Below are 22,252 nucleotides of genomic sequence, written 5' to 3'. Positions count from 1 at the left end.
CTGATTCTACAGCGGCTTTTTTATATCACACTTTATTGGGCAAATAGGCTCATTGTCATCACATCTTGATAAATACCAGCCGTTGCATAAGGTGAAGCTTCATTCTCAACACCTATTTTTAAAGGTACTCCTTTCAAATTAGAGGTATTGTAAAGGTTATATTCAATTGGTGATGCTAATGTATTTCGTCGCCCACCAATGATAATAAAATAAGGGATTGTTCGATGAGGCGTATCCATATTAACCAGTTGTCCTTTATTTTCAGACGTTAACCATACCTTCACGCTCGTATTACTTTGCACAATAAAATCTAAAGTATGATGATTTTTTTTCGTTAAATTCCCTATATCTAAACGTATACTACTTCCCGTATAGCTCAACCCATTTTGACCTTGCCCATTAAGTCTCGCTTTCACATAAGGCTTGGCCGTGTATTGGAATGATGCATAACGCTCAGAGTTATGTTCTATCTTCGGGTTAATGGCAAATCGTAACTCACTGTTATACATTCCAGGAGAAAGGTGCTTTCCTTTAGAAATATATAGCCAAAAATTAATACGGCGTTTACCCAGAGTTTGTAATACATAAGATCCTTTGCCATTTTGAATTAAAGGAACTCTTTTTTCATCAGACAATGAAGACGCCACATCTCCTTGTGGTCCTCTAACAATACGATCTACTCCTCGCCCCATAGATTCAATTTCAACCGTTTTCACACACATTGCTAATGATTTACTCAATTCAATAGACGCAGGAAACCAAAAGTCGCCCCTATCTCTTAGCGATGTATCAACTGGATTATTAGAAACGGACACCGACCATTCTCCTCCACATGTCACTATATTATTAGCAAGTACTGGAGAACAAAAAATGATAATTAACCCACCTAATATATACTGAATCCACTGGCACTTATGTTCTTTACTATTCATTACATACTCCTTTACAGGTGATATGAAAGGTTCCGACATCGATCAAGTTATTCTGTCCTTTAGAAACTTGAACAGTAATCGGAGATAACGTCTTAATTCCATCAATCTTAATAACGTATTTTCCAGGAATTAAACCTTGAACAAAAAATCGACCTTTTTTATTGGTAAATATAGGAAGACTTTGCCCCTCCCCATCTATCTTTCCTTGATAATAAATAAGTGGTTCTCCATCAATAAATTCCAAGATCCCCTTTATGGTATAAGATGCATCTGACCCTATTTCCATAAAGTGCCCAGTAGCGACCCCTGGCATGAAAGTGATCTGCCCCTCTCCCCAGTCATAACCTAAAGGGGCATCTTTCATATTATAATCAATGCGATTATTAGCATAAGGTTGAGTTAATGGGTATAAACCATCAATTAACGATGTCGCTTGAGCCGTTGCCGTTCCATCTTGGTCCACATCTAAATCTGCTGTATTATTCGCCAATGAAGGATGCAAACCAGCCACAACAAATGGGCCAGATGACGCTCTTCCCCAACCAATATCACCATCAACAATACCTATTGCAGTATTGGCTCTAAAGGATGCTTGATAAGTGTCATCATCTGTTGATTTTGAATTATTCCTTGTAATTTCAACTTCAGATCGATAACGATTATTGGTATAGCTTGCTAATATATTTTGCTTCTCTTGATATGGGTCAGTTTCTATTTCTGCTCTTATACCCATATCCCCGACTTTTTCAGACCCTTCATTGCTTAAATAAAAACGAGATCTCTCATCTTTAGCATTATAAGAAAGTCCAATTCTGTAATCATCGCTTGATGAATACCAACTCCAATCTACTGTAAATAACAGTCGAGAGTCAGCCTCTGAATATTGTTCAGACTCTTCATATTCAACCCCTACCCCGATAGATAAATTATTTTTACGCCAATTAACCAAAGAAGAAGCGGTAAATTCATTTTTTAATTCTGAAAAAGTCGTTAACCTTCCTGACAGTGTAAAATCAAATTGTGGGTTTATTTGCCAATAGTAATTCCCTAAATACCGAGCAAACTGATTCATGTAATCATTCTTAGCCCAAGGTTGACTTGTGAAATCATCTGAATATTCTATTGCTAAACGTAAGTTAGGCGACTGAGTTTCACCTCGACCTATTACACTATGTTCATAGTCAATTGATACTATATTCCCTGTTTCTTGCTCCTTAATGTGGCTCATAGAGAAACGTCCTGTAATATTTCCCCAATCACTACTTAGTGTCACTACGCTACCAATAACAACCCCATCATCGGAGCTTAACCCGTTCGCACCAATAGTTAGCCAATCTAAGAAACCGTATTCAACAAATCCCGTAGTTACCCACATATCATTGTATTCAATACCACTTTCACCATAATTGAATGGCTGCCCCGTTGAGAATGAATAATCAAACAACCCTTTTTCTAGTAAGCGACTATTATAAAATTGAGTGAATACCAATGTTTCTTGCTTACCAGAAAGGTAGGTAACATAAACAGTGATGTCATTTGCACCATTGCCTAACATTAACTTTTGTAAATTATATCTCCCAGGTTCAAGTCTACCTCCAGAGATCCTTTCTCCATTAACATAAACATCAACATCGGCTGACTCTAAAAGAAATAATTGCTGACTACTCTCGGGGCTAATATCTCTATTAGGTTGAAGATCCGCATAACGACTTTCTATCGTAAGACCTCCAATGGCTATACTGCTTATATGTCCCGATTCTCCAGTCGATACATCACCAACAGAAATTCGCATTGGGGCATTAGGATTATCATAAAACGCTTTCCATTCACCTCTATGAAAATCAGTTCCAACGTCATCATTATCGATATAATTTGCCATTTGAACATTAAGTCCATTAGAACCACCGATGTTCAATTGAGATAACCAATCTATAGACGTAGCGGATTCTTGAAGTGAATCACTCCATATCGAGTCATAACGAGCATTAAAACTATTTAGCCAAGCAAAACGTCCACTTTCTGATGGTATGAATAAGGGATATTGGTTCGCTAAACTAATATTCTGTTCAGCTAAGGTTTCTGGAGAAATAAACAAAGCGACCACTAATGTATCTTGATTTAATTTAGCAGACACACCTAACTTAAAAAGTAATTCAGTACTAACAAAACCGTTTTTATCTGTATTTTTAGCTTCTAATTCTGCCCACCAACTCTCACTTAACCGCCCAGAAAGTAGTTTTTTTAAGTCTGGTATTGATAGCGCGGTTAGCGTCATGCCATCAACTCGCACTGGCAATTGCCCTAATTCAGAATCACCATAAACAATAGGAAGGGTGACATTAAATGCCGCTGTAGTTGGTAATGATAAACACAGTAAAGAACAAAATAGCAGCATCAAATGACGCATGGGCACCTACTCCACCATCCGTGGTGATAATTTACTGCTCTACTAATTCAGTAACGGGGATACTGACATTTTGGCCGGGAACCAAATAATGAAGAGGGATAAAAGGTTCAATTTGTTCCCATTTCCAAGTGTATGAATTTTCTTTCCACTCGTTTTTAAATGAATGTTTACTGATCTCAATGACACTACTACCTAAATTATCAATCTTAAGTACTGGTTCTGCTTTTTCATTTAATAATATGTGACTCACTATCTTCTCTTCTGCATTCTGAGGGGACACAAAAATTAACCCTCCTATCCTAAATAACATTTGAATGCTGTCATCGCCCATATCATCTTTTAAGGGTAACTGGCTTACGATTAAGCGATACGATTCGGCATGTTTTTTAGGAGAACCAACAAACTGAACTCTGACCGTTTGAGATGATCCCGGAGCGATCATGGCTTGAGGTGGAAAAACGAAAATATCATCAGTATTGATAAGCTCTTCGGGCTGGTCTCCACTAATCAATCTTTGATTAACCACAATTTCGATAGGAAGTTGTTGTAATGACGTATTCGTGATTTTGAAAAAACCAGACGTATTTTTTCCAGAATCACTAAAAAAATTAACCATTGGAAAAAGTTCAAACGAAGATGCTTGAAAAGAATATAAGGCTATAAATAACAGGGCATAACATTGTTTTTTCATAACAGGTCTCATTGGGGAGTCGTTTCTCTCCCCAAACTGCGAAGAGTAAATTACATATGGAATAAACTTACGTACATTGCACCATTATATTCACCGTGGCGCGCACCTTTTTGCGGTGATGATTTAATCGTTAATTCGTGTCGATCAGACATTGATTTATCTATGTCGTTACTAATATCGATAACTTGATCAATACGTATAGATACTGTGTCAGCCGTATTTATTTTTTCATCGCCATTAAACTTATATGTCATTGGAATTACATCACCGTTACCATTCTTAAATTGGAAACCATCAATGACTAACTTCCCTTTACTGCCATACGAGTTACACCATGCTTTAAATGCAAATTTCTTAGTGTCTGATTTTTTTTCCAGATCAAAAGTTAATGTTTCTAAATTTTGATTCGCACGCATTTCACAGCGTTTTGGAACTTCACCATTAAATTTCACATAAAAATCTGCGCGACCTTCATCGCTACCGACAACCCACGTACTTGCACTTGCTCCTGTTGAGCATAACAATGCTAACGCAACGCCACCAATTAAACGGTTCATATTCTTCCTTCCCTAGTTGACTTATTTTGTACAATCCAAGATGATTGCATGCAACAAATATAAGGGGCAAAGGTAAAATAAAACATAGGCCAAATGGCCAGTTTGGTGCTTAAAACCGTTTATTTATGGCCTATATTGAGAAATTTAAGACACACTATATTCTGAAACATTATCTACTAATAATGAACTGAGTTGACTACGGCTGTGCTTACCTGTTTTTAATAAAATATTGGAGACATGACATTTTATTGTGCTTGGACTTACACACATCTTTAGTGCTATTTCTTTATTAGTAAACCCCTGTAATAACGATAAAAAAATCTGTTGCTCTCTTTGGGTCAGTTTATATTTCACCGCTAAGATATTTACTGTACTTCCAGAATGCTTACCCACTCGAATAATCTGCCTAAGAGATAAAGAAAGCGCCTCTCGGCTAAACCATAATTCACCATCAATAATAGTTCGTATTGCTTTAGGTAACATTTCAATTGTTGATTCAGACACAATTAAACCTGAAAAGCCTAAAGCGATTAAACCAGGACACGCTTCAATATCATCTCGCTCTCCATTCACGATTAGCCATTCTCCGCCCCTAGCCCCTGGAGATACTAATTTTAAACAAGGGTTTCCAAGGGTTTCTTTATCATAAATAACAATCGCTATATTAGATAAGTCCCATAATTCATCTATTGTCTTTACATGATAAAAAGCTGAATCATTAAAAATTCTAGAGAGCCAGCCTTTCATTGCATCAGCCCATCCAACATTCTCTGAAACAATATATATTTCATTGGTTTTAGTCATGGCCGCCTATGTATATAATTAAATTATCATTGCTGCGTACTAATAAAAATTCAGCCATATTTTCGACTTTTAAAATCACTACTAGTCCGTTGAAAACAACCTAATGCCAAATATAGAAAACTAATCATTACAAAGATATATTTTGCGAATTTTAACCATTAAAAAATTGAAGTCAGCCGCAGACATTGATTATATAAAAACACTATATATCAATGATATAATTAACATTAAGAAAATAAGAAGTCTCTAGTAATAATCAAAAAATACACTTAGAGAAGTATGATTTACGCTTTAAACCTTTCTCTTTATTTCAGCTAAAATCCTCCTTAATATTTCATACTAATGTTGTTATAAACTCAATAAAAAGTAGATTTTTTTACTCATTATCAGTTAGCATCTTCTTCCTTAATACCCTATTTTTAAGTATGAAAGCGTTACCGCTCTCCATCATGCAGTAGAAAAACACAATAAAAATATTAAAAAATTACTGTGTTTAAATTTTTAGAGAGGACACGTAGTGAAGAAAATGGAAGCTCCACTTGATATGGTTAACGGAGCTAAATTCAAAACAAACAAGCATGGCTATGTAACCGTTGTAGATTATTATAATTGCCACACTGTTATTATCGCTTTTGATAACACTGGTAATGTAAGAGCCATCAGCGCTGCGAAGCTACGAAATGGTTTAGTGACTGATCGTGATGTGCCACCAGAATCCATTATGGTAGGTGAACAATTTGAATCAGCAAAACATGGGTTATTAACGATTACTCAGGTTGAGTCTGAAAATATGGTTGTACTTACAACGGTTGATGGCGAAGAAATTCGAATGTTATGGCCTACCGTTCAAAAAATGAAAGATAAACTAGAACAACTTGATGCAGCAAGAAATACAAAAAAATCACCAACATCATTAAGTGATCTCACTAAGAGAAATAAAAAAACAAAAGAAATTAATAATATGTTTAATAAAATACTTAAAGACTATGGAAAATATTAAGCCTTCCATATAAATATCAATGGAGATGATGTTATATCGTTTCCATTATTAATCCTTGCCTAGATCACATTTCCTATAATACCGATTACCACTAAACTTATTTAGTCTAAATTATTAACTTCTTTTCTATCAACAAAGCCTTAAATAATAGATCTCCATCACAATCTCATTTTGCGTATGTGACCGAGATCTTATTTAGATCGGTTTTATTCCATTATGATTCTCACACAAACTTCAAGCGATGCAATTTTGCATTTTGATTTATCCAACTGAGAATTAATATTATGAAAAAGATTTTAGTGGTATGTGGCAACGGTTTAGGTACTTCATTAATGATGGAAATGGCAGTAAAAGAAGTCGCAAAAAAAATCGGTTTTGAAGCCGAAATTGATCATGAAGACTTATCATCAGCAGCGTCAAGCAATGCAGACATCTGGGTTGCAGCAACTGACATCGCCGTTCAATTAGAAGACGCTGGAAAGCAAAATATTATTCGTTTAAAAAATATTTTTGATAAAGCGTCAATCGAAGAACAATTGAAAGCATTCATGTAAGGTTTTAATACTATGGCAAACTTTTTTGAATTCATGCTCGGCTTATTAAAAGAGCCAGCAATCATGGTAGGTCTTATTGCGTTTATTGGCCTAGTTGCACAAAAATCTGATCTTTCTACTATTTTAAAAGGCACCATTAAAACCGTAATGGGATTCTTAATCCTTGGCTTTGGTGCTGGTGCTCTTATTGGCGCATTGAATAACTTTTCAACCGTATTTACTGAAGCCTTTGGTGTAAGTGGTGTTATTCCAAATAACGAAGCGATTGTGGCATTAGCACAAGAAGCGTTTGGTTATGAAATGGCATTAATCATGTTCTTCTCTTTTATCGTTAATATTGTATTGGCTCGTATCACTCCTTTGAAATATATATTTCTGACGGGTCACCACACAATGTTCATGTCTATGCTTGTTGCGGTAATTTTATCAACAGCAGGGATTCAAGGAACGTTGTTAGTGGCGATTGGTTCATTAATTGTTGGTTCATTGATGGTTATCATGCCGGCGTTAGGCCAAAAGTACACAGAGAAAGTAATGGGCACTGACCAACTTGCTATAGGTCACTTCTCTACTTTGTCTTACATTGTTTCCGCTTACATTGGCAGTAAATTTGGTGATACATCAAAATCGACAGAAGACATTAACGTACCAAAAAGCTTAATGTTTTTACGCGATACACCAGTAGCCGTCGCAACAACCATGTTTGTGTTCTTTATGTTCGCATCAATTATTGCTGGTGGTGCATTTGTTGAAACCGTTTCTGATGGCCAAAACTGGGTTGTATTTACCTTTATGCAGTCACTTACCTTTGCTGGTGGTGTGTACATTGTTCTGCAAGGTGTGAAAATGCTAATCGCTGAAATCGTTCCTGCTTTTAAAGGCATTTCAGACACATTAGTTCCTGGTGCTAAACCTGCACTGGATTGCCCAATGGTATTCCCTGTTGCTCCAAATGCAGTATTGATTGGTTTCTTATCTTCATTCTCTGCAGGCCTATTAATGATGGGTGTGCAAGGCATGATGGGCTGGACCATTATTGTTGCTGGCGTTGTTCCTCACTTCTTCGTGGGTGGAGCATCGGGTGTTTATGGTAATGCAACGGGTGGTTTACGTGGCGCGGTATTAGGTGCGTTTACCCAAGGTATCTGTATTTCTATCTTACCAATGTTACTTCTTCCTGTTCTTGGTGGTTTAGGATTAGAAGCGACAACGTTCTCTGATTTTGACTTTGGTGTTGTTGGCCTACTTCTAGGATGGATTGTGTCATGAGTTTATTTGACTTAATTGGTAACGACGGCATTGTTATTACCTCAGATAAAAACCTAACGGTTGATACTGCACTTGATTTAACGTGTTCTGCGCTATTAGCAAAAGGAAAAATCAAACAAAGTTATTTAGAGGCAATTAAACAAAAACATAAAGAAATTGGTGCGTATTATGTTCTTGCTCCTAAAATTGCCATGCCACATGCTCGTCCTGAAGACGGCGTAAATGAAGCGGCACTGCAAGTCACTGTGTTTAAAAATGGCGTGAATTTAGAATCTGAAGATAACGGTGATGTGTTCATTTCTATCACGTTAGCGGCAATGGATTCAGACAGTCATATTCATACGATTATGGCGTTATCTGAACTGTTCCAAAATGACGACGATATTGAAAAAATCATTAATTCTGATTCAATCGAAGAAATTGCTGAGATCATGAAGCAATACTAATGCTCTAGCTACGTTCAAAGCCGTTGACCGATTTATCGCTCAGCGGCTTTTTTATTTCCCCTTCTATTTCATTTTTTGCACTAAAAGCCACAAAACCAATTATTATGTTTAGAAACTTACGCATTCTTGAGATAATAATAAAACCTCAATTTTACGAGTACAACACCAATGCAATCAGCCTTAGACATTAGTTGGTCACTCATGGGTTTATTCAGCCTGACTCTCCTTATCCCATTCTCTATCAATCGTTTCTATCAATTAAATCTCGCTAAAGATATCACTGTCAGTGTGCTTCGAATGGTGGCTCAGCTTGTATTCATTGGTTTATATTTAGAATTTGTGTTTCAACTGGATAATCCCCTATTAAATGTGGTTTGGATCATCGCGATGATCTGCATTGGCTCTAGCTCTATTGTGTCTAAAGCCAAGCTTCCAAAACGTCATATTTTCTTCCCTGTACTTATAGGGCTTCTTATCGGTTTATCGCCTTTGCTCCTGCTATTGAGCGGATTAATTATTCAACCTACTCCATTTTACAGTGCTCAATATCTGATCCCTCTTGCAGGCATGCTATTGGGCAACAGTTTGAGTGGCAATATCGTAGCACTGCAAAATCTCTTCACTTCGTTTAAAGAGCGAGAAAGTGAATATCACGCAGCGATTGCGCTAGGGGCATCTCCTCAATATGCGTCAATTCCGTTTGTTCGTGCTGCGATGCAAAAAGCGTTTGCTCCTATCATGGCATCAATGGCTACCACAGGATTAGTTACGCTACCGGGCATGATGACAGGCCAAATTTTAGGCGGTGTAAACCCAATGGTTGCCATCAAATATCAATTACTGATTTTAATCGCCATTTTTGTCATGCTGACTATTTCTGTCACCATCACTCTGCAACTCACCATTAAAAATAGCATTACAAAAGAAGGGAAAGTGTTGGTATCACTACCGACTGATTAATCCTTTTCTCTTATTATTGGGTTCTACGCTCATTTACGTTGAACCTTCTCTGTTAGTTGGTATAACGCAAACAAAATAAACAACGTAACGGTAAGCTCCCAACCACGCAAAAACGTTCTTTCTAATCCATCGTTTATGCTCGTGATATAGAGTTGGATAGACAGCATCGTTGCGAGTAATGCGTCGCCATGAATGTCACGTTTGATGCCCACTTCATTGACCATTGCTTTGGCAATCACATAAATAACCATCGCTAAAGCAAGACCATAAAAGCCAATAACTGTTGTTCTATTTTATGCGTTGATACTATCAATTATGGAACAATAACAAGAACCGCAACCAACACTTCCATTTATGGGATTGAAGCAACGAATATCAACTAAATTTCATGATTATGAGATTTATTGAACACTCAAAAACAAAAAACACAAAAGATGGTTTAAGTACGATAAGATAATAATAAAATAGATTAAGGAACCCGCTCAATGGAATATTCAACACTTGGTAGCAGTAATCTCTCTGTTTCTCGTATCTGCCTAGGTAGCATGACTTGGGGTCAACAAAACTCTCAAGAAGATGCCAACCAACAAATTGACTACGCGCTTAGTCAAGGTATTAATTTTATCGATACAGCTGAGATGTATGCGGTTCCTCCTTCTCCTGATACCTATGGAAAAACAGAAACCATTATTGGTAACTGGCTTGCCGCAAATCCTGAACGCCGTAAAGAGATTGTGCTAGCAACAAAAATTGCAGGCCCTGGTTTACCTTGGGTTCGCAATGCAGGACCTATCACAGGTGAAGCCATTATTGCCGCGGTAGATGCCTCATTAAAACGTCTGCAAACCGATTATATCGACCTGTACCAATTGCATTGGCCTAACCGTACATCACCACATTTTGGTAAGCAATTTCCGAATCAATTCAAATTCAGTGATTTTGATGCGAAGAAAGAAGAAGCCGATATGCTTGAGATCTTACAAGCATTAAACGAATGCATTAAAGCCGGTAAAATTCATCACATTGGATTGTCTGACGACACGCCTTGGGGCATCAACACTTACCTTAAACTGAGTGCTAAATACGATTTACCAAGAATGGTATCAATTCAAAATGAATTCAGTTTACTACACGCTAAAGATTGGCCTTATTTAATTGAAAATTGCCTTCACGAAGACGTGGCCTATTTACCGTGGTCGCCGTTAGCAGGCGGTATGTTAAGTGGCAAATACTTAGATGGAAAAATGCCAGAAGGCAGCCGTTGGACCTATTCACAACGTAATGGGATCTTCCGTGATACTCCCGCAGCAAACGAAGCAGTTAAGGCATACATGGAGGTGGCAAAAAAACACGGTTATACACCTTGTCAGCTTGCATTAGCATGGTGTGACCAAATTGATGGCGTGACTTCTACCATTATTGGTGCCACTTCTCTAGAGCAGTTAAAAGAGGACATTGACGCCTTTTCTAAACCATTAAATGATGAAGTATTAGCTGATGTTAATACGGTCTTTAGAAAATACCCAATGCCGTTTTAATGATAAACACTAGATAAAAAAATAGCGCATCCCTTTAATTGTGCGCTATTTTTTCGTCATTTTTACAGCTATCTAATCGATATTATTTAGCTTCTAACGATAGTAATACACTGCTCGTGTCTTGTTCTATATCGAATCGGCTATCGAGTAAAAACACACGAGATGCATCGACTTTAACGATATCTACCAAATAGGCTTTTACTGCTTGAGCGCGTTGTTGAGCCAGTTGTCCTAGCTCACCGTTATCTACTTCTTGCTTATTTAACGCTAAGTTATACAACGCGATATGCCAACGCTTCGCTAACTCTTCATCTGTTAACTCTACGCCTTTTTTATCTTGCTCGTCTTCAATCTTGTCTTCTACTGAACTTGCACTTTCCCCAAACTCTTGTTTGTATAAGCGTTGTAAGGCATCTGAAAGCTCGCCTGAAACAGGCATCGTCGTTGCACTTAAATTCGCTGGTAATTCTGTAATATTAATTTCTGCAGTATCCGCCAACAATTGATTAAACTGCGTTAGCGCTAACGCTTTACTGTCTTCTGGTGCATTCACCGCACCATCAACCGTCAATTTTAATTTTGGTCGAGTTTCTAATGCTTTACCTAACGTTTGTAGCTTCTCTTGCTCTTCCGCGGTTAACGTATTCGCACCAAAATCAAACGCAATCACATTCAATTCTTCATCTGAATCGGCAAGACCAGCAATGAAAGAAAATGGTGCAGTAACGGCTTTAGTTATGATATTAGAAATCGTACTCCAAATAGCAGCACCAAGGCTGAATTCAGGGTCGTTCACATCACCAGAAACTTCAACCCCTAAGTCAATCACCCCATTATTATCTTGCAATAAAGCGATTGCTAACTCTAACGGCAGTGAAGTCGCTATATCACTATCACTGGCTTTACCCAATTGTAGTTGGTCGATAATGACGTGATTCTCACCCTTTAATTGGTTGTTTTCTAATTTATAGTTAAGCGCTAACGTTAATTGACCTTTATCTATGTAATGCCCTGCATACGTACCAGAATATGGGTTTACCGTCGTTAATTCGACACTTTTAAAAATAACATCTAAATCCAAATAAGGCTCTTTAAGTAATGGATTGATCTCACCTTTAACCTTTACTGGTGCATATTTTTCAATATTACCGCTGATATCTACCGTTGCCTTAGTACCAGGAATACTCGATACATGACCAATATTTCCTTTTAGCTGTTCGATACCCGAAGAAAAGTTAGGCGTTAAAGAGTTATCGGCAAAGAATGCCGAACCATTATTAAACGCTATTTTCCGAACGCTTAATGCAAATGGCTTCTCTTTCTTATTACTAACTGCTTTTGTTTTTTTCTTTTTGCTCTTCGGTTGAGCAACAATTAGTTCGCCAATATTAGTAGTACGATCTTCGTTTATCACCACTCGGGCATAAGGCTGGCTTAAACTTAATGTATCAATGCTTAGTTTTGATTTTTGTAAGTCTAAATTAAACTTATTCACCGCCAGTGAACGCCACTTAACAAAGGGTTTTCTTAATTTCTTATCACGGATAGAAAGGTGATTAACTTGAATGCCACCACTCACTTCTACTTTACCTTTAGCATTAGCGTCTAACTTCGCTTGTGTATTGATTTCACCATTGGTTAGTCTCGCATTTACCGCAGTTGCTAGATAAGGTTGGAATTGCGCTAACTTCAATGATTTCACATCAATATCAGCTAATACTGCTTGTTGTTTGGCATCGGCTTGGCCTTTAACACTGATATCACCTTTACCATTTATAGAAGTAAAGAAATCAAAATCTATCGGTTTAGATAAATCACTTACGATCTGACTTGTGGTTAAGTTAATTGGAGATATCTGCCATTGGTTGGCTTTTTTAGTCACGACTTTCTCTTCGACGTTTAACTGGTAGTCTTTAATTTCTACGCCATCCAGTGTCACTAACCATGAAGGAGCATCAACAGTTGATTTTGGTTCTTTTTCTACAGGTTCTGCTTTATTTTCTTTTGGTGCTTCAGTAATAAATTTAGGAGTGAATAACCTAACAAGATCGGCCCCTTTATCATCAACCTTTGCTGAAACATTTAAACCATGAGAAGTAACAGAATCAATGTTAACGGTTTGCTTCTCTACATTCGTCGCAATACCATTGACTGAAAAATCAGGCAAAGAGACAATCGATTTAGCCTCAGCATTAAAATTCAAATCATTAACAGAGAATATGCCCTTATCTGTAGTGATGCTCATCGAATCATCACGCTCGGTATCACCGATGGTTTGAGCCAAATGGTAGTTCGATGAAAAATTCACATTACCCGAGGTTAATTTGGCAATAATGTCTTTTTCAATAAAGCCCCATAAGCGTGGTAACTGAATATGCTGAACATCAATATTACCCACAACTTCTAATGGCTTTAATTGAACCTGACCGGTCAATTCAACCGTACCAGAATCTACATCGGTAATGTGTAAGCGGTAATCGTTCTTTTTCTCTACATCCGTCAATAAACTTTGAGTCGAAAATTCACCAAGCGTGATAGTAATATTTGGGTAAGCAAGTTGAGTACCTGTGACGCCATCTAATAAGCGAACCTCACCTTGAGTTAAGGCGGTGTGTTTGATTAGCACTGGGAATAACGGGGCCTTTCTATCAATAACCTCATCCGTTTTTGGGGTTGGTTCTACGTCTTCTGAAGTAACCGTATTACGTGCAACAGCATCAATAATATCACTGAAATTAAATAATAATTCATCCGTATTATTTACACGTTCAAGATTAATGTAAGGCTTATCAAGGGAAATATTCTCAACCGAAATAGCCGCGTTAAAAATGGATTGCCAGAAATTGATCTGAACGCTGGCATGTTCAAATTTAACGAAGGGTTTGGTGTCTTCCAAAATAGCAAATTGATGAAGATCTAATTGAAGCGTAAACGGATTGATAGTGATGTCGGTTAACGTAACAGGACGCTCAATCAATTTAGACACTTGCTCTGGGATCTGTTGTTTTGCAATGTAAGGGACCAGTAACCCTAACAAAGCGGCATAGAAAAGGTATGCGCTTACTGTATACGTAGTCCATCTTACCGCTCTTGGAAAAGAACGAAAACTAGCAACTGCTTTTTTAAATTTGTTCGACATTATGACTCTCTACTCCTACGTCTATATCGACAATACTTTAATACTCATTTGGATAAATCACCGTTCAGAAACTTATCCAAATAAATATATTCTTCCGAGCGCCATAGAAGCATTAAAATAATAATTATTTTTTCGCTATGGACACCGACTAAATAGTGTCAAAATTTTATCCCTACCGCATGGTGATGTCTACAACTCTCATCTCATCTCGTCACAAAATATCAATATATTTAACTTGGGATGAAGATCACAGCAATATTCAGATAAATAATACGTATTTTCTTCTTACTAGGATCATAAAGTAAAGCATGGCATAGTCATCCAAAAACAATCAATACTCAATTCGCTAGGATGATTCATGAATAAATATTATCTTGTCAGCTCTCTGATCCTTGGCTTTATCTCTACGCCTTCGTTAGCAAATGTAGCCAATTTAAGTGCGGCACAATGCAAAGAGATGACAACTAAAACCGTAATGGCGACTAAAGCACCAATCCAATGTAACCGCTTAAGAAATGTCTCATTCAAGCACTATGATTTTAAAGGTCAGACAAAAACAGGTTCCGTTGTAGTTCTAGATGCTGTAGCCCCTTCTGTTGACCGTATTTTTAGTGAGTTATACCGACAACATTTCCCTATTGCCCAAGCAAAACCCATCGAGTATTACGCTGGCAACGATATTAAATCAATGGATGCCAATAACACCTCAGCATTTAACTATCGCCCTATTACGGGCAAATCGTCTCTCTCATTACACGCCTATGGCGTTGCGATTGATATCAATCCATTGCAAAACCCTTTTGTCGAATTTACCTCTTGGGGAACCGCAACATTTAAACCGTTAAAAGGCCACGAATATTCAAACCGAATGTTACAACGTTTAGGTAAGGAAGATAGAAAAGGATTTGCTGAAGAGGTCATTACTCTTTTTGCTAAAAACGGATTCATTTACTGGGGTGGCTATTGGGACACGCCAATTGATTTTCAGCACTTTCAGACCAGCCGAGATATGGCGTATTTGATGACAGCAATGCCAGCCAAAGAGGCATCTGCATTTTTTACGAGCTACGTTAATTGGGTTCAATCTTGCCAGAACAACTATGGCTCAGAAAATATGAATAAATTCAAAGATTACAGTTCATACTTACAAACAGAGTTAAAGACAACGACTTCGTTAAATAGACTGTATAAAGCAAATCCTAGCGCGGTTATGCAAGCAATAAACAAGAAAGCACAAGTATCAGAATCTCGCTGCTTTAAATCCTGAAAAGCATAAACCCGTTGAACTCTCATTCAACGGGTTTATTTTTACTCAAAGCTTATAATTCTTATTTGTTTAAACGATTCGCCGTCCAAACATATAATAATTCAAGAGCTATCGTCGCGCCGGCTAATGCTGTGATATCACTTTGGTCATACGCAGGTGATACTTCTACCACATCCATACCAACCATGTTGATACCTTGTAAACCTCGGATGATTTTTAAGATCTTATCTGAGTTCAAGCCACCACACACAGGGGTTCCTGTACCCGGAGCAAACGCAGGATCAAGACAATCAATATCAAAGGTTAGGTAGACTGGCTTGTCGCCAACAATACCTTTTACTTGTTCGATAATTGCATCAACACTCATGTCATTCGCTTGCATCGCATTGATCACATTAAAGCCATGATCTTTTTGGTCATACTCTGTACGAATACCAATTTGCACTGAATGCTCAGGCGAAATCAAACCTTCATTCGGAGCATGGTAGAACATAGTACCGTGATCGTAACGGCTACCATGACTGTAAGTATCAGTATGTGCATCAAAATGAATCAATGCCATTTCACCGTATTTTTTCGCGTAAGAACGAAGTAATGGCAGAGTAATAAAGTGATCACCACCTAAACCTAGTACTATTTTACCGCTATCCAGAATTGCATCAGCCGCAGCTTCAAGGCGTACAGTAAAGTCTTCAGCATCGCCAGTATCAAATACTAAATCACCGGCATCAATCACTTTAGTATGATCAAATACATTAAAATCCCATGGGAATTTTTTGCCTTCCCACGCTAGATTTACCGATGCACGACGAATGGCATCAGGCCCTAAACGCGCCCCTGGACGACCAGAGGTTGCCATGTCTAATGGCGCACCTAATACAACAATATCAGCATCGTTATCAATAGGATTTTGCACCAATGGACGACGCATAAATGTCATTGCATTTGAGTACAATGAATAATCTTTTTTAGTAAATAAATCGTTCATTAAAAATCTTCCAAATAGGTGTAACCCATCAAGCCTTGCTCTAACTCTTCAAGCACGCTTTGTTGTTCTTCTTTTGCCACTTTCGCTGTTACCATGTCTTTGTAGTTTTGGCGGATCAAATCTACATCGATATGCACATAACGCATCATATCTTCAACGGTATCGCCTTCATTGATGTAATCAATATTCGCTTCGCCGTTTTCATCAACATTCACAACCACGCTGTGGGTATCACCAAATAGGTTATGCATATCACCCAAGATCTCTTGGTATGCTCCCACTAAGAAGAAGCCCATTAAGTACGGTTCATCAGGGTTCCATGCTGGCACTGGCAACGTGGTTTCAATACCTTGACCATCTACATATTGATCAATAATACCGTCAGAGTCACACGTAATATCCAGTACAACGGCGCGATGTTCATCGGCATTATCCAGACCACTTAATGGCAACACAGGGAAAACCTGATCAATACCCCATGCATCAGGTAATGATTGGAACAAAGAGAAATTCACAAAGAATTTATCCGCTAAACGCTCACTCAATTCATCAAGAATAGGACGATGGTAACGGTTTTTTGTGCTCATTTTTACGCTTAACTCGTAGTTAATACGTAAAGATATTTGCTCTGCCCATGCGCGGTGTTGAAGGTTAATCATGCCTGTTGCAAACTGATTATGCGCTTCGGCTACGTCACATTGAGTATCATTATAGATCTCAATTAATGCACGGTCATCACTGCCATTCTCTAGCTGTTCTAGGTTACGCCACATATTGTGTAATAACAGAGGATCGTCACCATGAGGCTTTTCAATTGCTTCTGGCGTGTAACTTTCTGTACCAATAACGTTGGTAATTAACACCGCGTGATGCGCGGTTAGCGAACGTCCAGATTCAGAAATGATCACTGGCATTGGTTGTGAGTAAAGCTGACAAATGTCACCAATGGTCATCACGATATTGCGTGCATACTCAGCCAAACCGTAGTTCATAGAGTTAGATGATTGACTACGAGTACCATCGTAATCCACCGCCAAACCGCCACCAACATCGAGGTATTTTAGCTCAGCACCAATGTCACGTAATTCACAATAGAATCGTGCTGCTTCACTTACGCCATTACGAACATCACGAATGTTTGCCATTTGTGAGCCAAGATGGAAATGCACCAACTCTAAAATATCAAGCTGATCTTCTGCTTTTAGACGATTAATTACCGTCAATACTTGAGAGGCCGACAGACCAAATTTCGATTTTTCACCACCACTTGCTTGCCATTTTCCTGCACCTTGAGAAGCAAGACGAATACGCAAACCAAGGCGTGGTTTAACCCCTAATGCTTTGGCTTCAGATAGAACTAAATCTAATTCTGATAATTTTTCTAGAACGATAAAAACACTGTGACCAAGTTTCTCACCAATCAACGCTAAGCGTACGTACTCACGGTCTTTATAACCGTTACATACAATCACTGAACTCGCTTTTTGAGCCAATGCTAATACGGCTAATAATTCAGGCTTACTGCCCGCTTCTAAGCCTAATTGCTTTTGTTCTAATTGTGCCTGACTTGCAAGAATTTCATCAACCACTTCTTTTTGTTGGTTTACTTTAATAGGGTAAACAAGAAGATAATGGTTTTCATATTGGTATTCTTCAATCGCTTGGTTAAATGCACTACAAATATTATGCACACGCTGATGTACGATTTGAGGAAAACGAACCAAAGCAGGCAATCCAATATTTCGCTGCTCTAATTGATCCACAATATGACTTAGTGGGACTTGATGATCTGATTCACTGCGTGGTGAAACATACACTTCACCATTATCATCAATACCGTAAAAACCTTGGCTCCAATGCTTTACATTATACTCAGCACGGATGCGTTCCAAATTAACCGAATGTTCCAAATCTAGAGACCTCACACAATAGGGCCATCAACAGAAAATACCTCGTTGGAATATCGAGGCATAACCCAACAAACATCGTAATCTAACGAAGTGTTGACGGCATTAACTAACATTATTAAAAGGTAGTCCAATAATGAATATTTATCGTGATAATCAAAAAAACTTGTCGATAAATGTGAAATATAATGGCCTTATTTACAGCCTCCTTTTAGCACTAAAAAGCATCACACATACAAGCAAAATGTAACCGTTTATATCTACCCCTTGTTTCTGATTTATTACTCAGTAAAATCATCCCCAACATTTTCTGTTATATACGTTTTTTATGCCAAAATTGAATCTGCACCGCCGTGACTATGTATCAATCTTAGGGAGTGATATCTCTGCAGATAAATTAGAGCAATTGCTCATGCCTCATTTTGAAAAACCAACCAAGAAATTAACACCTAGCCCTTACCTAACCGATAAAAACCTTATCCGTCGTTGGGACAAATTAGCGGATCCTGCGTTACAAGCCGAGCTACTTGATGTGCATACTCAAGCACAAATCCAAGCCTACGAAAAAAACATCGAGCACTTTATTGGTACAGTCAAAGTGCCCGTTGGATTGACTAGCCCTTTACGCGTGAATGGTTTATTTGCCAAAGGCGATTACCTCGTTCCCCTTGCGACGACAGAAGCAGCATTAGTCGCTTCTTATAGCCGAGGTTCGCAGCTGATCACTGCCTGCGGTGGTGCAAGTGCCATGTTATTAAATGAAGGCGTCACTCGTACTCCTGCCTTTGCATTTTACAACTTAGCCGAAGCTGGGCAATTTGTGGCATGGGCCGTCACTCAATACGATACGTTCAAACAATTGGCTGAAGCGACTACCTCTCACGGTAAACTCAGTGATATTAATATCAGTATTGAAGGCAATCATGTCTATTTGGTGTTTGAATTTTTAACCGGTGATGCTTCTGGTCAAAATATGGTGACCATTGCGACTAACGCTATTTTTGAATTCATCATGGATAACTCTCCGATAACGCCTGAAAATGCGTATTTAGATGGCAACTTATCGGGCGATAAAAAAGCCAGCAGCCAGTCTCTTCGTAGCGTTCGCGGTAAGAAAGTAACCGCAGAAGTGCATATTCCAGCCGAACTGGTTAAGAAATATTTACACACCACGCCAGAAAAAATGATGCAATTTACTCAAATGAGTACGGTTGGCGCAACGCTCAGTGGCACTATTGGAATTAATGCGCATTACGCCAATGCATTGGCTGCGTTATATATTTCATGTGGCCAAGATGCGGCTTGCGTGGCTGAATCGGCCGTGGGTATGACACGAATTGAAGTGAATAGAGATGGGGGGCTGTACGCAAGTGTGACACTACCAAACCTAATGTTAGGAACGGTTGGCGGCGGTACCGGATTACCAAGTCAAAAAGCCTGTTTGGAAATCATGGGATTACATGGTTCAGGTAAATCTCAAGCATTAGCGGAAGTGTGTGCAGCATTATGTCTTGCTGGCGAGCTATCCATTGTGGGGGCATTTTGTGCGGGTCACTTTTCACGAGCGCATCATAAATTAGCGCGCTAGTTAATCTGTTGGATTTCCCAACCCCCATTAACTAACGCGACAATCAATTATTGCTCAACAAAGATCAGTTCATTTGTTTTAAAACCTAGAGATTGAGCTGTTGATACAAAACGCTCAATCACTTCTTGGTCAACCTCTTTGGTTCGAGATAGTAGCCATAAATAATCGAGATCAGGGCCTGATACAAACGCATATTGGTAGTTTTCTTTATCTAATTCAAACACCACGTATGAACCGTAGAAAGGCCCAAAAAACGAGACTTTAAGATAGCCTTGGTCTTCTGCATCAATAAACTTAGCTTTCCCTTCTGCTTCATTCCATTCTTGATCTTCTTTTGAATAGCCTCGGTTAATGACTTTAACGCTTCCATCTTCATTAACACTGTATTCGGCACTGACTTGGCTTAACCCTTCTTCAAAAGAATGGTTTAGCCGCGCCACTTCATACCATTTACCTAAATAACGGTTTAGCTCAAAGCCTGATACGGGTTCAACACCTTTTGGCATTCCCAAACAACCACTAAGCGCTAACATACTTATCCCTGCAAATAATATTCTCATTGTGTTTTTAATCATCGTTAACTCCCTTAACTTAAGTAGGTAAACTATATACAGCAGCCATGATGAAAAAGATCACTTGCCGTTATTATTCTTTTATCACACCTATTTAGCTCTATCCATTTACATTGCTTGTAAATAAGACTTTGCCGCAGTTAAACGAACGGTTGCTCCGCCAATAACATCAATAAAACCTAATAATGAATATGGTTTATTTGCACTTATCCACGCTGAACCTGTTGCACCAATGGGTAGCATATCCATCGTATGTTGGTCTATTTCTAAAATAACAGTTCGGCCTACAGGTGCAGAACCTCGTTGAATATGGCTAGATACCGATTGCTCTTGAGGTAACAAACTGCCTTGAGCTTCACCCGTTGCATTCACAACACTGTGTACTTTTGCTCTAAAAATCTCACCTGGGTATGCCGTTACAAAAAATTCACTAAATTGTCCTGGTTTAATGTTTTTATACGCTTGATCGGGAATGCGCATTTCAACAAACTTTTTACTGGTATCCCATAAATGAAGTGAACCAATGCGAGATCCATCAGCAATAAATATGTGCGTCACCATGCCATCAAAAGGAGCAGTAATCGTTAAACGGTCTAATTCAAAATTTAGGTTTTTTAATTGCGCTTCTAACCCAAGCTGCTTCGCTTCAAGTACATGAATATCTGCAATCAACATTTCAACCAAATCTAAGGACTCTTCTGTATCACGAATCGATACGTGTTCTTTCATTCCTACATTACGTTTATGATTGCGCTCTGCTTGTTGTAATGCCACTTGTTTGGCTTCAACGCTTTTTTCTACCTCAAGTTGAGCAGATTCCACCTCAATAATGGCAGACGTGATTTTGTCATCTTTAAGTAGGTAAAGTACTTCCCCTTTTTTTACGTGTTGGTTGTGATCAATATAGATCTGATCAATATGCTGACCAACGGATGGAGAGAGTACAGCATGAGGCGCTTTCACTGTGGTTGAATTGGTTAAATCTGCTGGAGAATAAAAACGATGACCCAAAAACAGAGCCAGAGCCAATATCACCCCAACAAAAGTAGTAATGAAATAATTACGACTTGTAGGTTTAAGTACCTTAAATTTAAACAATAACCACACAATTAAGATGTAAGGCAGCATAATCTCTTTCATGATTGCGCTCCTTTGAACCAAGATTGAACTTTATCCCAATCCGTCACAATTGCGAGCACAGCCAGCACCCATAATGGCTTCCATATAAGGCCTAAAATACACATCCAAAAAATCAATTTAGCTTGAGCTAACCCTTTTTCTTTTGCCAAATACTTAGGAAGCGAATGTATATGCCAAACTTTAACGACTACCCACGTGAGTATGCCGACAGTAACTAAAACGACAAACCACATAAACATAATTGAATCAAGCAATGGATAAACACTCGGCAGAGTATCAAATTCTAAACTGGTTGGATGTATTTTCATAAATCACCTATAAATAAAACGTATGACTCTTCCTGAGACGTATGTATCCATGAATAAAAACAATTCACGTTACCCAAAATCATCAACGCAACCAATGGCGAAACTGTATATCTGATATGACAAATTTGATATTTAAAGTTGTATGATATAAGTTAAAAGAATGTGTATTGTGCGAGGAATAAAAT

The 22,252-nt window shown here is 38.3% G+C and carries 20 protein-coding genes; 8 read left to right on the top strand and 12 right to left on the bottom strand.

The genetic code is table 11. From position 1 onward, the window contains the following. Positions 1–32: 32 nt before the first annotated feature. The 5 genes from A6E03_RS14780 to A6E03_RS14760 form a co-directional block, all read right to left on the bottom strand. The gene (locus tag A6E03_RS14780; RefSeq protein ID WP_065601163.1) at positions 33–932 is read right to left on the bottom strand and encodes a hypothetical protein; all 900 of its coding nucleotides are present in this window, start codon (positions 930–932) and stop codon (positions 33–35) included. Then, positions 925–3,339, bottom strand: a complete 2,415-nt coding sequence (locus A6E03_RS14775) for a fimbria/pilus outer membrane usher protein (protein ID WP_065601162.1) — start codon at positions 3,337–3,339, stop codon at positions 925–927. Before A6E03_RS14775 ends, A6E03_RS14780 begins: the two co-directional genes overlap by 8 nt. A gap of 31 nt (positions 3,340–3,370) precedes the next feature. Beyond that, positions 3,371–4,030, bottom strand: a complete 660-nt coding sequence (locus tag A6E03_RS14770) for a fimbria/pilus periplasmic chaperone (RefSeq protein WP_065592796.1) — start codon at positions 4,028–4,030, stop codon at positions 3,371–3,373. A gap of 50 nt (positions 4,031–4,080) precedes the next feature. Next, positions 4,081–4,587 (bottom strand): hypothetical protein, encoded by a 507-nt coding sequence (locus A6E03_RS14765; RefSeq protein ID WP_065592795.1) that lies wholly within the window; start codon positions 4,585–4,587, stop codon positions 4,081–4,083. Between the two features lie 144 nt (positions 4,588–4,731). After that, positions 4,732–5,391 (bottom strand): response regulator transcription factor, encoded by a 660-nt coding sequence (locus A6E03_RS14760; protein WP_065601161.1) that lies wholly within the window; start codon positions 5,389–5,391, stop codon positions 4,732–4,734. A 526-nt stretch (positions 5,392–5,917) separates the two neighbouring features. On the opposite strand from A6E03_RS14760, the gene A6E03_RS14755 reads away from it, so the two are divergent. From A6E03_RS14755 to A6E03_RS14735, 5 genes are all read left to right on the top strand, one after another. Next, on the top strand, positions 5,918–6,391 hold the full coding sequence (locus A6E03_RS14755; protein WP_065592793.1) for a hypothetical protein: 474 nt from the start codon (positions 5,918–5,920) through the stop codon (positions 6,389–6,391). Positions 6,392–6,675: 284 nt separating this feature from the next. Beyond that, entirely contained in the window at positions 6,676–6,945 is a 270-nt protein-coding gene (locus A6E03_RS14750) for a PTS sugar transporter subunit IIB (protein WP_012552104.1), read from the top strand. 12 nt (positions 6,946–6,957) lie between these two features. Beyond that, entirely contained in the window at positions 6,958–8,214 is a 1,257-nt protein-coding gene (locus A6E03_RS14745; protein WP_065601160.1) for a PTS ascorbate transporter subunit IIC, read from the top strand. Continuing rightward, the gene (locus tag A6E03_RS14740) at positions 8,211–8,660 is read left to right on the top strand and encodes a PTS sugar transporter subunit IIA (protein ID WP_065592791.1); all 450 of its coding nucleotides are present in this window, start codon (positions 8,211–8,213) and stop codon (positions 8,658–8,660) included. The genes A6E03_RS14745 and A6E03_RS14740 overlap by 4 nt, the downstream gene beginning before the upstream one ends. 168 nt (positions 8,661–8,828) lie before the next feature. Beyond that, positions 8,829–9,620, top strand: a complete 792-nt coding sequence (locus A6E03_RS14735) for an ABC transporter permease (protein WP_065601159.1) — start codon at positions 8,829–8,831, stop codon at positions 9,618–9,620. A gap of 29 nt (positions 9,621–9,649) precedes the next feature. On the opposite strand, the gene A6E03_RS14730 is transcribed toward A6E03_RS14735, so the two are convergent. Then, positions 9,650–9,859 (bottom strand): hypothetical protein, encoded by a 210-nt coding sequence (locus tag A6E03_RS14730; RefSeq protein ID WP_176703489.1) that lies wholly within the window; start codon positions 9,857–9,859, stop codon positions 9,650–9,652. A 246-nt stretch (positions 9,860–10,105) separates the two neighbouring features. On the opposite strand from A6E03_RS14730, the gene A6E03_RS14725 reads away from it, so the two are divergent. Continuing rightward, positions 10,106–11,158 (top strand): aldo/keto reductase, encoded by a 1,053-nt coding sequence (locus A6E03_RS14725; RefSeq protein WP_065592788.1) that lies wholly within the window; start codon positions 10,106–10,108, stop codon positions 11,156–11,158. 82 nt (positions 11,159–11,240) lie between these two features. On the opposite strand, the gene A6E03_RS14720 is transcribed toward A6E03_RS14725, so the two are convergent. After that, complete coding sequence (locus A6E03_RS14720; RefSeq protein ID WP_065601157.1) at positions 11,241–14,297, bottom strand: DUF748 domain-containing protein; 3,057 nt, start codon at positions 14,295–14,297, stop codon at positions 11,241–11,243. Positions 14,298–14,655: 358 nt separating this feature from the next. Here A6E03_RS14720 and A6E03_RS14715 point away from each other — a divergent pair, with 358 nt between their 5' ends. Continuing rightward, positions 14,656–15,564, top strand: a complete 909-nt coding sequence (locus tag A6E03_RS14715) for a M15 family metallopeptidase (protein WP_065592786.1) — start codon at positions 14,656–14,658, stop codon at positions 15,562–15,564. Between the two features lie 61 nt (positions 15,565–15,625). On the opposite strand, the gene speB is transcribed toward A6E03_RS14715, so the two are convergent. Further along, positions 15,626–16,552 (bottom strand): agmatinase, encoded by a 927-nt coding sequence (speB, locus tag A6E03_RS14710; protein ID WP_065592785.1) that lies wholly within the window; start codon positions 16,550–16,552, stop codon positions 15,626–15,628. Next, positions 16,552–18,444: an arginine decarboxylase gene (gene speA, locus A6E03_RS14705; protein WP_176703493.1), complete on the bottom strand. Its 1,893-nt coding sequence runs from the start codon at positions 18,442–18,444 to the stop codon at positions 16,552–16,554. The genes speB and speA overlap by 1 nt, the downstream gene beginning before the upstream one ends. Positions 18,445–18,787: 343 nt before the next feature. On the opposite strand from speA, the gene A6E03_RS14700 reads away from it, so the two are divergent. Continuing rightward, positions 18,788–20,047, top strand: a complete 1,260-nt coding sequence (locus tag A6E03_RS14700) for a hydroxymethylglutaryl-CoA reductase (protein WP_065601156.1) — start codon at positions 18,788–18,790, stop codon at positions 20,045–20,047. Positions 20,048–20,094: 47 nt separating this feature from the next. Here A6E03_RS14700 and A6E03_RS14695 read toward each other — a convergent pair whose 3' ends face one another. The 3 genes from A6E03_RS14695 to A6E03_RS14685 all read right to left on the bottom strand — a co-directional run bounded on the left by A6E03_RS14695 (position 20,095) and on the right by A6E03_RS14685 (position 22,067). Beyond that, positions 20,095–20,607, bottom strand: a complete 513-nt coding sequence (locus A6E03_RS14695; RefSeq protein WP_176703492.1) for a lipocalin family protein — start codon at positions 20,605–20,607, stop codon at positions 20,095–20,097. A gap of 120 nt (positions 20,608–20,727) precedes the next feature. Continuing rightward, positions 20,728–21,759 (bottom strand): HlyD family secretion protein, encoded by a 1,032-nt coding sequence (locus tag A6E03_RS14690; RefSeq protein WP_065601154.1) that lies wholly within the window; start codon positions 21,757–21,759, stop codon positions 20,728–20,730. Further along, positions 21,756–22,067, bottom strand: coding sequence for an Mg2+ and Co2+ transporter (locus A6E03_RS14685; RefSeq protein ID WP_065592780.1), 312 nt, complete (start codon positions 22,065–22,067; stop codon positions 21,756–21,758). The genes A6E03_RS14690 and A6E03_RS14685 overlap by 4 nt, the downstream gene beginning before the upstream one ends. Positions 22,068–22,252 lie beyond the last annotated feature (185 nt).

It is taken from the genome of Aliivibrio sp. 1S128, assembly GCF_001691065.1.
GTDB lineage: Bacteria > Pseudomonadota > Gammaproteobacteria > Enterobacterales > Vibrionaceae > Aliivibrio.
Note: the sequence above shows the minus strand (reverse complement) of the source record. Positions and strands in the feature narration are given on the sequence as shown.